Source organism: Streptomyces sp. ATLC9 (assembly GCF_057196705.1).
Map to the genome: position 1 here is coordinate 1 of NZ_JBXUOY010000162.1, position 12,340 is coordinate 12,340.

Below are 12,340 nucleotides of genomic sequence, written 5' to 3' on the forward strand. Positions count from 1 at the left end.
GGGCCGGGCGGGGGATCCCCCGCCCGGCCCTCACCGCCTTCCCACTCCGGGCGGGGTGCGCGGGCCGCACGGACCCGGGGAACCGTGACCGGACGCGGCGGGGCCCCGGTGCGGCGGTGCCGGGCGGCGGACGAACACCGGAAGGCGACGGAACGCGGTGGCCCGCGAGTGCCCGGCAGGCCCTCGCGGCCGTCCCGCCGCGCTCCCCTCTCAGCGGTCCTTCGGTCCTCCGACCTGGATGCCCGCCATCCGCTCCCACTCGTAGGGGCCGGTGCGGATCCGGGCGGCGAGGTCCCCGTCGAGGGTCTCGTGGACGGTGACGCCCGCCTTCTCGGCGGCCTGCCGGGCGACCTCGCGGGAGGGGGCCACCAGATCGCCCCAGCCGCCGTCCGCGCCGACGAGGACGATGCGTACGCCGCGCTCGCCGAGGTAGGAGATCTGGGCGTCGGCGCTGCCGCCGCGCTCCCCGGCGAACGCGGCGATCTGCTCGGCGAGCCTGGTCACCCGGCGCCGGGCCCTGGCGTCGGGTCCGGTCTCTTCCGCCTGCTGTGTGCTGTCCATGGACAGGATGCTACCGATGGGTAGACAGCCTGGCGACCGCCGCTCCGGGTGGCCTGTGCCACGCCCGCCACCGGTCCGGCACCGGCTTCGGGGGGGGTGGAACCGGTACGGGATCAGCGCAGGAAGGGGTCCACCGCCACCGCCACGAACAGCAGCGACACATAGGTGATGGACCAGTGGAACAGCCGCATCTCCTTGAGCCTGACGCCCGTGACCCCGGCCCTGGCCCTGGCGTGGAGGGCGTGCGCCTCCCACAGCCACCAGCCGCCGGCGGCGAGCGCGACCAGCGGGTAGAACCAGCCGACGTACCCCAGCGGCCACAGCGCCAGCGAGACGGCCACCATGATCCAGCTGTAGACCACGATCTGCCGGGCCACCGCGCGGTTGCCCGCGACGACCGGGAGCATCGGGACCCCGACACGGGCGTAGTCGTCCTTGACCTTCATCGACAGCGGCCAGTAGTGCGGCGGCGTCCAGAAGAAGATGACCAGGAAGAGGACGACGGCGGCCCAGCTCATCTCGTTCGTCACCGACGACCAGCCGATGAGCACGGGCATGCAGCCGGCGATGCCGCCCCAGACGATGTTCTGGGCGGTGCGCCGCTTGAGGATCATCGTGTAGACGACGACGTAGAACAGCAGCGCGCCCAGGGACAGAGCGGCCGAGAGCCAGTTGACCGTCCAGCCGAACCACAGCGTGGAGACCACGGCCAGCGTGACGCCGAAGACCAGGGCCTCACGCGGGGTCAGCACACCGGTGACCAGCGGGCGCCGCTCGGTGCGGTGCATCAGCGCGTCGATGTCCCGGTCGATGTACATGTTCAGCGCGTTGGCGCCGCCCGCCGACAGGTAGCCGCCCAGGCAGGTCGCCAGGACCAGCCACAGATCGGGGACGCCCTGTTCGGCGAGGAACATCACCGGGATGGTGGTGATCAGCAGCAGTTCGATGATCCGCGGCTTGGTCAGTGCCACGTAGCCCTTGATACGGGCCCCGAGCGGCCGGTGTGCTGGGCTCTGATCGAGCTCCCCCACAACCCCTCGGGCGTGGGCGGTATCCCCACCCGCGGGACGGGATTCGACGGCCGTCACGGACACCCCTGATCACGATGCGACATGCGCGGCTCACGCCGCGTGGGAACAAGCGAGTCCGGGTCTTCGTCCCGTCGCGACTCGCACCTACCGCGCCACTGTAGACGCTGGCCATACGCCGCTCGCCCCGGGGGTCGCCCGTGTCGGCGCACCCCGCGAGGGGGTGCGCCGGCGAGGCGCGGGTACGGGGTCCACGGGGCCTCGCGCGGCGCCGGAGGGCGGTGCTCATGTGCGCCCGGCGTTCCACAAATACCCAGGTGAGACCCATGGAGCGTCCGTTTTCACCGGATTTCGCCTCTCGGCTTCCCAAAGGGTGAGCGGACCGAAAGGGGGAACCCTGGCGGGGGTACGCTCGACACCGCCCGGTGTGACCTGACAGACACCGGCCTTCGACATGTGGAGAGGAGCCCTGACGCAGGGTGAGCACCAAGCCGACCACCACAGATCTCGAGTGGACCGAACTGGATCAGCGGGCTGTCGACACCGTACGGGTCCTGGCGATGGACGCCGTGCAGAAAGTCGGTAACGGACACCCCGGTACCGCCATGAGCCTCGCTCCGGCGGCGTACCTGCTCTTCCAGAAGCTGATGCGGCACGACCCGTCCGACGCGCGGTGGGCGGGCCGGGACCGGTTCGTCCTCTCCCCCGGCCACACCAGCCTGACGCTGTACATCCAGCTGTACCTGTCCGGCTACGGGCTGGAGCTGGAGGACCTGAAGGCCTTCCGCACCTGGGACAGCAGGACCCCGGGCCACCCGGAGTACGGCCACACCACCGGGGTCGAGACCACCACCGGCCCGCTGGGCCAGGGCATCGCCAACGCCGTGGGCATGGCGATGGCCGCCCGCTACGAGCGCGGCCTGTTCGACCCGGACGCCGCGCCGGGCGCCTCCCCCTTCGACCACACCGTCTGGGCCATCGTCTCCGACGGCGACCTGGAGGAGGGGGTCTCGGCCGAGGCGTCCTCGCTGGCCGGCCACCAGAAGCTGGGCAACCTCGTCGCCCTGTACGACGACAACCACATCTCCATCGAGGGCGACACCGCGACCGCGCTGTCCGAGGACGTCCTGAAGCGCTACGAGGCCTACGGCTGGCACGTCCAGCGCATCGAGCAGGCGCCCGGCGGCGACTTCGACGTCCAGGCCCTGTACGCGGCGCTGAAGGCCGCGCGGGCCGAGACCGAGCGCCCCTCCCTGATCGCCGCCCGCACGATCATCGCCTGGCCCGCGCCGAACGCCCAGAACACCGAGGCCTCGCACGGCTCCGCGCTGGGCGACGAGGAGGTCGCGGCCACCAAGCGGGTGCTCGGCTTCGACCCGGAGCGGCACTTCGACGTGGCCGACGAGGTCCTGAGGCACGCCCGCGAGGTCGTGGACCGGGGCCGCGAGGCGCGCCGGGCCTGGGAGGACGAGCTCGCGAAGTGGCGCGGGGCCAACCCCGGCCGCGCCGCCGAGTTCGACCGGATCAGCGCCGGGGAGCTGCCCGAGGGCTGGGAGAAGGCGCTGCCCTCCTTCCCCGCCGGCAAGGACATGGCCACCCGCAAGGCGTCCGGCGCGGTGCTCAAGGAGCTGGGCGGTGTGATCCCCGAGCTGTGGGGGGGCTCCGCCGACCTCGCGGGCTCCAACAACACCACCATCGACGCCTCCTCGTCCTTCCTCCCGGCGGACAACCCGCTGCCGGAGGCGGACCCGTACGGCCGCACGGTGCACTTCGGCATCCGCGAGCACGCCATGGGCTCGACCATGAACGGCATCGCGCTGCACGGCAACACCCGGATCTACGGCGGCACCTTCCTGGTGTTCTCCGACTACATGCGCCCGGCGGTGCGGCTGGCGGCCCTGATGAGGCTGCCGGTCACCTATGTGTGGACGCACGACTCCATCGGCCTGGGCGAGGACGGCCCGACCCACCAGCCGGTCGAGCACCTGGCGGCGCTGCGCGCCGTCCCGGGCCTGAACATGGTGCGTCCGGCCGACGCCAACGAGACCGCGATCGCCTGGCGCGAGATCATGCGCCGCCACGGCGACCGCCCGGCCCCGCACGGCGTCGCGCTGACCCGCCAGAACGTGCCGACCTACGAGCCGAACGAGGACGCCGCCCGCGGCGGATACGTGATGTTCGAGGCGGTGGACTCCCAGGGGCGCGAGTGCGAGCCGCAGGTCGTCCTCATCGCCACCGGCTCGGAGGTGCAGCTCGCCGTCGCCGCGCGCGAGTCGCTCCAGGCCGAGGGCGTGCCCGCCCGGGTGGTGTCGATGCCGTGCCTGGAGTGGTTCGAGGAGCAGGACCGGGCCTGGCGTGAGCGCGTGCTGCCGCCGTCGGTCCGGGCACGGGTGGCCGTCGAGGCCGGTATCGGCCTGACCTGGCACCGCTACGTCGGCGACGCCGGCCGGATCGTCTCCCTGGAGCACTTCGGCGCCTCGGCCGACTACAAGGTGCTCTACCGCGAGTTCGGCCTGACCGGTGAGGCGGTAGCCGCCGCCGCGCGGGAATCCATCGCCGCCGCCGCACGCTGACGCCCACAGGCAACGAGATCAGGAGATGCATCCCTCATGACAGAGGCACTCAAGCGCCTGAGTGACGAGGGCGTGGCGATCTGGCTGGACGACCTGTCCCGCCGGCGCATCACGTCCGGCAACCTCGCCGAGCTGCTGAACGAGCAGCACGTCGTGGGTGTCACCACCAACCCGTCGATCTTCCAGAAGGCGATCTCCGAGGGGCACGGCTACGACCGGCAGCTCACCGACCTCGCCTCCCGCGGTGTGACGGTGGAGGAGGCGATCCGGATGATCACCACCGCCGACGTCCGCGACGCCGCCGACATCCTGCGCCCGGTCTTCGACGCCACCAACGGGCAGGACGGCCGGGTCTCCATCGAGGTGGACCCGCGGCTGGCCCACGCCACCCGGCCCACGGTCGCCGAGGCCAAGCAGCTCGCCTGGCTGGTGGACCGCCCCAACACCCTGATCAAGATCCCCGCCACCACCCCCGGGCTTCCGGCGATCACGGAGACCATCGCCGCGGGCATCAGCGTCAATGTCACGCTGATCTTCTCGCTGGAGCGCTACCGGATGGTGATGGACGCCTACATGGCGGGTCTGGAGCAGGCCAAGGCCAAGGGCCTGGACCTGTCGGAGATCCACTCCGTGGCGTCGTTCTTCGTCTCCCGGGTGGACACCGAGATCGACAGGCGGCTGACGGACCTGGGCACCGACGAGGCGCTGGCACTGCGCGGCAAGGCCGCGCTGGCCAACGCCCGGCTGGCCTACCAGGCGTACGAGGAGGTCGTCGCCTCCGACCGCTGGGCGGCCCTGGAGTCCGCCGGCGCCAACCGGCAGCGCCCGCTGTGGGCCTCCACCGGTGTGAAGGACCCCGGCTACCCCGACACCCTCTACGTCACCGGGCTGGTCGCCCCGAACACGGTGAACACCATGCCGGAGGCCACCTTGGAGGCCGTCGGCGACCACGGCGAGATCACCGGCGACACCGTGCGCGGCACCTACGAGCAGGCCCGCGCCGACCTCGACGCGATCGCGAAGCTCGGCATCGGCTACGACGAGGTCGTCGAGCGGCTCGAGGTCGAGGGCGTGGACAAGTTCGAGCAGGCATGGAACGACCTGCTGGCCTCCACCGAGGCCGAGCTGAAGCGCCTCGCTCCGAAGGAGGCATAGAGCAGGTGAGCAGCGCAGCCAACCCGCTGCGTGACGCCCAGGACCGGCGGCTCCCGCGCATCGCGGGGCCGTCGGGCCTGGTGATCTTCGGCGTCACAGGCGATCTGTCACGAAAAAAGTTGATGCCCGCCGTCTACGACCTGGCGAACCGGGGCCTGCTCCCACCGGGCTTCTCCCTCGTCGGTTTCGCCCGCCGCGAGTGGGAGGACCAGGACTTCTGCCAGGTCGTGCACGACTCGGTCAAACAGTACGCCCGCACCCCCTTCCGTGAGGAGGTCTGGCGGCAGCTCGGCGAGGGGATGCGCTTCGTCCCCGGCGTCTTCGGCGACGACGACGCGTTCGCCCGGCTGAAGTCCACCATCGACGAGCTGGACAAGTCCCGCGGCACCGGGAGCAACTTCGCGTTCTATCTCTCGGTTCCGCCGAAGTTCTTCCCCACCGTCCTGGAGCAGCTCAAGAAGCACCAGCTGTCCGAGGCCCCCGAGGGGTCCTGGCGCCGCGCGGTCATCGAGAAGCCCTTCGGTCACGACCTGGCCAGCGCCCAGGAGCTGAACCGGGTCGTCCACCGGGTCTTCCGCCAGTCCGACGTCTTCCGGATCGACCACTACCTGGGTAAGGAGACCGTCCAGAACATCCTGGCGCTGCGCTTCGCCAACACGATGTTCGAGCCCCTGTGGAACCGCTCCTACGTGGACCACGTGCAGATCACGATGGCCGAGGACATCGGCATCGGCGGCCGCGCCGGCTACTACGACGGCATCGGCGCCGCACGCGACGTCATCCAGAACCACCTGCTCCAGCTACTGGCCCTGACCGCGATGGAGGAGCCCGTCTCCTTCGACGCCAAGGCGCTGGTCACCGAGAAGCTGAAGGTACTCAACGCGGTGCGGCTGCCGAAGGACCTGGGCCGGCACACCGTGCGCGGCCAGTACCGGGCGGGCTGGCAGGGCGGCGAGAAGGTGCCCGGATACCTGGAGGAGGAGGGCATCGACCCGGCCTCCCGGACGGACACCTACGCCGCCATCAAACTGGAGATCGACAACCGCCGCTGGGCGGGGGTCCCCTTCTATCTGCGCACGGGCAAGCGGCTGGGCCGCCGGGTCACCGAGATCGCGGTGGTCTTCCAGCGCGCCCCCTACTCCCCCTTCGACGCCACCGACACCCAGGAGCTGGGCCAGAACGCCCTGGTCATCCGGGTGCAGCCGGACGAGGGCGTCATGATCCGGTTCGGCTCCAAGGTGCCCGGCACCTCGATGGAGATCCGCGACGTGACGATGGACTTCGCCTACGGCGAGTCCTTCACCGAGTCCAGTCCCGAGGCCTACGAGCGGCTCATCCTGGACGTGCTGCTGGGCGACGCCAACCTCTTCCCCCGGCACCAGGAGGTCGAGCGCTCCTGGGAGATCCTGGACCCGGTCGAGGAGTACTGGGACGCGCACGGCCGGCCCGAGCCGTACACCGCCGGGACCTGGGGCCCCCAGGCGGCCGACGAGATGCTCGCACGCGACGGACGGAGCTGGCGGCGGCCATGAACATCGACCTCACCGACACCACGTCCGGCCGGATCAACGCGGCTCTGGTGCGAGCCAGGCGGGCGATGGGCAGCCCGGCCGTCGGCATGGTGCTCACACTCGTCATCGTCACCGACGAGGGCAGCCACTACGACGCGCTGAAGGCGGCCAGCGACGCCTCGAAGGAGCATCCCTCGCGCATCCTCGTCGTGGTGCGGCGGCCGGGCCGCTCGCCCCGCGACCGGGCCATGGCCCGGCTCGACGCCGAGGTGCGGGTGGGCGGCGAGACCGGCACCGGGGAGACGGTCCTGCTGCGCCTCCACGGCGAGCTGGCGGGCCACGCCCACAGCGTCGTCCTGCCCCTGCTGCTGCCGGACGCGCCGGTCGTCCTGTGGTGGCCGGCCGATCCGCCCGAGTGCCCCTCGAAGGATCCGCTGGGCGCCCTGGCACAGCGCCGCATCACCGACGCGGCGGAGACCGAGGACCCGGTCGCGGCGCTCAGGGGGCGCGCCGCCTCCTACGCCCCGGGCGACACCGACCTGGCCTGGACCCGCGTCACCCTGTGGCGCAGCGTGCTGGCCGCCGCCCTGGACCAGAAGCAGGCCCGTGTCACCCGGGCGGTGGTCGAGGGCGAGGAGTACAACCCCAGCTCGGAGCTGCTGGCGCTGTGGCTGGCCGACCGCCTGCGCGTCCCCGTCGAGCGTGTGCTCTCCGGCGGCCCCGGCATCACGGCGGTGCGGCTGACCACGGAGGAGGGCGACGTCTGCCTGGACCGCGGCGACGGCTCACTGGCGACCCTCTCGGTGCCGGGCCAGCCGGACCGGAGCGTGGCCCTGCACCGGCGCTCCACGGCCGAGCTGATCGCCGAGGAACTGCGGCGTCTGGACCCGGACGAGACCTACGCCCGCGCCGTCCGCTTCGGCCTCGACCACCTGGTGCGCGGGGAGGTCGCGGAGGTGGAGGCGGTCGAGGCCGTGCGGGCCGCGCAGGCGGAGGCGGCGCGGGAGACCGGCGGGGAGCAGGCTCCCCCGCAGATCGTCGTCCACCCGGACAAGGAGCGGATGGCCCGTGCCACGGCCGCCCGCCTGGTCACCACGATCGCGGACGCGCAGGCCGCCCGCGGCCGGGCCCACATCGCCCTGACCGGCGGCCGTAACGGCATCGCCCTGCTGGCCGCCCTGGCGCAGGCTCCGGGGCGCAGCGGCGTGGACTGGTCCCGTGTCGATCTGTGGTGGGGCGACGAGCGGTTCCTGCCCGACGGCGACCCGGACCGCAACCACACCCAGGCCCGCGAGGTCCTCCTGGACGCGCTTCCCCTGGATCCGTCACGCGTCCACCCGATGCCGGCCTGTGACGGTCCGCACGGCGACGACGTGGACGCGGCGGCCGAGGCGTACGCGGAGGAGCTGGCCTCGGCCGGTGACGGCGGTTCCGGCGGCGGTGCGGGCGGGCCGGTGCCCGTCTTCGACGTGCTGCTGCTGGGGCTGGGCCCGGACACCCATGTGGCCTCGCTCTTCCCCGGCCATCCGGCCGCGCGGGAGACCGGGAGCACGGTCGTCGGCGTACGGCAGGCACCGAAGCCGCCACCGACCCGGATCTCCCTCACCCTCCCGGCCCTCCGGGCGGCCCGGGAGGTCTGGCTGCTGGCGGCGGGCGAGGACAAGGCCGAGGCCGCGGCCGACGCGCTGACCTCGGAGGATCCGGCGCGGACCCCCGCGGCCGGCGCCCGCGGGCACGAGCGCACCCTGTGGATCCTCGACGAGGAGGCGGCGATCCTCCTGCCCGAGTCGGTCCGGAGCTGACGGGCGTCCCACGCACACCGACCGAACGCGGCGGCCCCGCTCCCCCGGAATCCACCGGGGGAGCGGGGCCGCCGCCGCAGGGGCGGTGGGGTGGCTCTGCCCCCCTCCGCCCCCTGCCGTCAGTCCCGGCCCCGCAGCGAGCGGTAGCGGGCCACCAGGGCCGCCGTGGAGGCGTCCAGCCCCTCCACCTCGGCGCCCTCGGTCAGCGCGGGCTCGATGCGCTTGGCGAGCACCTTGCCGAGCTCCACGCCCCACTGGTCGAAGGAGTCGATGTCCCACACCGCGCCCTGGACGAACACCTTGTGCTCGTAGAGGGCGACCAGCTGCCCCAGCACCGAAGGGGTCAGCTCGGAGGCCAGGATCGTCGTCGTCGGGCGGTCGCCGCGGAAGGTGCGGTGCGGGACCTGCTCCTCGGCGACGCCCTCGGCGCGAACCTCCTCCTCGGTCTTCCCGAAGGCGAGCGCCTGCCCCTGGGCGAAGAGGTTGGCCATCAGCAGGTCGTGCTGGGCCGCCAGCGCGGGCTCCAGGCCCGCCACGGGCCGCGCGAAGCCGATGAGATCCGCCGGGACCAGCCTGGTGCCCTGGTGCAGCAGCTGGAAGTAGGCGTGCTGCCCGTTGGTTCCGGGCGTGCCCCACACCACCGGGCCGGTCTGCCAGTCCACCGGTTCACCCTGCCGGTCCACGGACTTGCCGTTGGACTCCATGTCGAGCTGCTGGAGGTAGGCGGTGAACTTCGACAGGTAGTGGCTGTAGGGCAGCACCGCGTGCGACTGCGCGTGGAAGAAGGCGCCGTACCAGATGCCCAGCAGGCCCAGCAGCAGCGGGGCGTTCTCCTCGGGCGGTGCGGTGCGGAAGTGCTCGTCGACGGTGCGGAAACCGTCGAGCATCTCGCGGAAGCGGTCCGGGCCGATGGCGATCATGAGCGAGAGGCCGATGGCCGAGTCGTAGGAGTAGCGTCCGCCGACCCAGTCCCAGAACTCGAACATGTTCGCGGTGTCGATGCCGAACTCCGCGACCGCCCCGGTGTTCGTCGACAGCGCCACGAAGTGTTTGGCCACCGCCTCCCTCCCCGCGCCCAGACCGGTCAGCAGCCAGTCCTTGGCGGAGGTGGCGTTGGTGATGGTCTCGATCGTGGTGAAGGTCTTGGAGGCGACGACGAACAGCGTCCGGGCCGGGTCCAGGCCCTGCAGCGCCTCGTGCAGGTCCGCGCCGTCCACGTTGGAGACGAAGCGGACCTCCAGCTCCCGGTCGGTGTAGGCGCGCAGCGCCTCGAAGGCCATCGCCGGGCCCAGGTCGGATCCGCCGATGCCGATGTTGACGATGTTCCTGACGGGCAGCCCGGTGTGCCCGGCCCACTTCCCGGCACGCACCGCCTCGGCGAAGGCGGACATCCGGTCGAGCACGGCGTGCACGGCCGGCACGACGTTCCCGGCGTTCTCGCCGTCCACCTCGACCACCGCGTCGCGCGGGGCGCGCAGGGCGGTGTGCAGCACGGCCCGGTCCTCGGTGGTGTTGATCCGCTCACCGCGGAACATCGCCTCCCGCAGCCGAGCCACCCCGGTCGCCTCGGCCAGCTCGCGCAGCAGCCTCAGGGTCTCGTCCGTGACCAGGTTCCTGGAGTAGTCCAGGTACAGGTCGCCGACCCGGACGCCGTAGCGCTCGGCGCGCCGCGGATCGGCGGCGAACAGCTCGCGCAGGTGCACCTCCCCCAGCTCCTCGCGGTGCCTGGCCAGCGCCTGCCACTGCGGCATCCGGTCGAGCCTGCCGCGGCCTTCAGCGTTCATCTGGGAAATCAGTCCATTCCTGTCGTACGGACCCCGCCGCCTCCCAACCTAATGGAACGACGGCCCGGCCGCGCGCCCCGTGGGGGCGTACGGCCGGGCCGTCGTGCGCCGTTGTCCGGCCGGTCGGCCGGTGTTCAGATCTCCCCGCGGAGCTTGGCCAGCGCCTCGGCGAGGATCGCCTCGCCGTCGGCGTCGCTGCGCCGCTCGCGCACGTACGCGAGGTGGGTCTTGTAGGGCTCGGTGCGCGGCGGATCCGGCGGGTCGTCCCGGTCCTTGCCGGCCGGGAAGCCGCAGCGCGGGCAGTCCCAGGTCTCCGGGATCTGCGCGTCGCTGGCGAAGCTGGGTTGGGTCTCGTGCCCGTTGGAGCACCAGAAGGAGATGCGCAGGCGCGGCGCGGACTCGCCCCGCTCGGCCTCCCCCATCGGCCCCGCTCCGACCCGGCTTCCCCGGATCGCGTTGCCACTTGCCACGGTCGTAACTCCCTGCCTTCACGGTGCCGCGGAGCATCGACAGGACGCTCCGCCGCGGGTGCCCCAGTGTACGTAGGGCCCAACACGCGTCCACAGACCCGAGTTGCTGCCCCCTTCGGGTCCCACGGGCGCGAACCTCATGATAGGCCGGGAATGCGACACGGCGTCAGAGCACGGCGACCGCCGTCGCGCGGCAGGGGCCGTCGGGCGTCGGCGGGCCTCAGCCGTCGAGCTTCATCAGGATGCCGAGCGCCACGATGATGGCGAACCAGACCACGCCCACCACGACCGTGATGCGGTCGAGGTTGCGCTCGGCGACCGAGGAGCCGCCGACGGAGGACTGCATGCCGCCGCCGAACATGTCGGAGAGGCCGCCGCCCTTCCCCTTGTGCATCAGCACGAGCAGCATCAGCAGCAGGCTGAAGACGATGAGGGCGATGGAGAACCCCAGGATCACGGCTGGACCAACTCTCTCGGACGGATGACGGGAACTGTCGGGACTTGCAGGGTACGGGGCCGGGAGGCGTTGTGTGTCTCGCTCCCGGCCCCGACAGGGTACGACGCGGGCGGCCCGGCCGTCACTCGTCGGCGGCGGTCACCCGCGGCCCTACTGGTCGCGGAACCGGACGATCTTCACGAACTCGTCCACGTCCAGCGCGGCCCCGCCGACCAGGGCGCCGTCCACGTCCGGCTGCGCCATGATCGCGGTGACGTTCCCGGACTTCACCGAGCCGCCGTACTGGATGCGGACCCCCTCGGCCAGCTCACGGTCGTACAGCTCGGCCAGGCGGCCGCGGATCGCGCCGCACACCTCCTGGGCGTCCTCGGGGGTGGCCACCTCGCCGGTGCCGATGGCCCACACCGGCTCGTAGGCGATCACGATGCGGGCGGCCTGCTCGGCGGGGATGTCCTTCAGCGCGCCGTCGACCTGGGCGAGGGTGTGGGCGACCTGGTCGCCGGCCCTGCGGACCTCCAGGCCCTCGCCGACGCACAGGATCGGGACCAGGTCGTGCAGGTAGGCCGCCTTGACCTTGGCGTTGCACAGTTCGTCGGTCTCACCGTGGTACTGGCGCCGCTCGGAGTGGCCGACGGCCACGTAGGTGCAGCTGAGCTTCGCCAGCATCGCCCCGGAGACCTCGCCGGTGTACGCGCCGGAGACGTGCGCCGAGACGTCCTGGGCGCCGTAGCGGATCTTCAGCTTGTCGCCGTCGACGAGGGTCTGCACCGAGCGCAGGTCGGTGAAGGGCGGCAGGACGGCGACCTCGACGGCCTCGTGGTCCTTGTCGTTCAGGGCGAAGGCGAGCTTCTGGACGTGGGCGATGGCCTCCAGGTGGTTGAGGTTCATCTTCCAGTTGCCCGCCATCAGCGGGGTGCGGTTTGCCATGGGTGGAGGTGCCTTTCAGTTCGCTCCGCCGCGGCAGCGGCTCGTGTCACCGGCGCCCGCGCGGCGCGGGGG

10 protein-coding genes are annotated in these 12,340 nt (G+C 72.1%); 4 read left to right on the top strand and 6 right to left on the bottom strand.

The window, feature by feature from the left end:
• Positions 1-210: 210 nt before the first annotated feature.
• Together AC2CJA_RS17150 and AC2CJA_RS17155 are read right to left on the bottom strand one after the other, a co-directional pair.
• On the bottom strand, positions 211-561 hold the full coding sequence (locus tag AC2CJA_RS17150; protein WP_484603564.1) for a hypothetical protein: 351 nt from the start codon (positions 559-561) through the stop codon (positions 211-213).
• 113 nt (positions 562-674) lie between these two features.
• The gene (locus AC2CJA_RS17155; RefSeq protein WP_484603565.1) at positions 675-1,649 is read right to left on the bottom strand and encodes a heme o synthase; all 975 of its coding nucleotides are present in this window, start codon (positions 1,647-1,649) and stop codon (positions 675-677) included.
• A 419-nt stretch (positions 1,650-2,068) separates the two neighbouring features.
• Here AC2CJA_RS17155 and tkt point away from each other — a divergent pair, with 419 nt between their 5' ends.
• From tkt to opcA, 4 genes are read left to right on the top strand one after another with little or no spacing between them, the layout of a single operon-like run.
• Positions 2,069-4,162, top strand: a complete 2,094-nt coding sequence (gene tkt / locus AC2CJA_RS17160) for a transketolase (protein ID WP_484603566.1) — start codon at positions 2,069-2,071, stop codon at positions 4,160-4,162.
• 36 nt (positions 4,163-4,198) lie between these two features.
• Complete coding sequence (gene tal, locus AC2CJA_RS17165) at positions 4,199-5,317, top strand: transaldolase (protein ID WP_484603567.1); 1,119 nt, start codon at positions 4,199-4,201, stop codon at positions 5,315-5,317.
• Positions 5,318-5,322: 5 nt separating this feature from the next.
• Positions 5,323-6,849, top strand: a complete 1,527-nt coding sequence (gene zwf / locus AC2CJA_RS17170; RefSeq protein ID WP_484603568.1) for a glucose-6-phosphate dehydrogenase — start codon at positions 5,323-5,325, stop codon at positions 6,847-6,849.
• Positions 6,846-8,630: a glucose-6-phosphate dehydrogenase assembly protein OpcA gene (opcA, locus tag AC2CJA_RS17175; protein WP_484603569.1), complete on the top strand. Its 1,785-nt coding sequence runs from the start codon at positions 6,846-6,848 to the stop codon at positions 8,628-8,630. Before zwf ends, opcA begins: the two co-directional genes overlap by 4 nt.
• 119 nt (positions 8,631-8,749) lie before the next feature.
• On the opposite strand, the gene pgi is transcribed toward opcA, so the two are convergent.
• From pgi to tpiA, 4 genes are all read right to left on the bottom strand, one after another.
• The gene (gene pgi / locus AC2CJA_RS17180; RefSeq protein WP_484603570.1) at positions 8,750-10,414 is read right to left on the bottom strand and encodes a glucose-6-phosphate isomerase; all 1,665 of its coding nucleotides are present in this window, start codon (positions 10,412-10,414) and stop codon (positions 8,750-8,752) included.
• Positions 10,415-10,548: 134 nt separating this feature from the next.
• Positions 10,549-10,884, bottom strand: coding sequence for an RNA polymerase-binding protein RbpA (locus AC2CJA_RS17185; RefSeq protein ID WP_484603571.1), 336 nt, complete (start codon positions 10,882-10,884; stop codon positions 10,549-10,551).
• Between the two features lie 220 nt (positions 10,885-11,104).
• Positions 11,105-11,341, bottom strand: a complete 237-nt coding sequence (gene secG, locus AC2CJA_RS17190; protein ID WP_241712812.1) for a preprotein translocase subunit SecG — start codon at positions 11,339-11,341, stop codon at positions 11,105-11,107.
• Between the two features lie 150 nt (positions 11,342-11,491).
• Positions 11,492-12,268, bottom strand: a complete 777-nt coding sequence (gene tpiA / locus AC2CJA_RS17195) for a triose-phosphate isomerase (protein WP_484603572.1) — start codon at positions 12,266-12,268, stop codon at positions 11,492-11,494.
• Positions 12,269-12,340 lie beyond the last annotated feature (72 nt).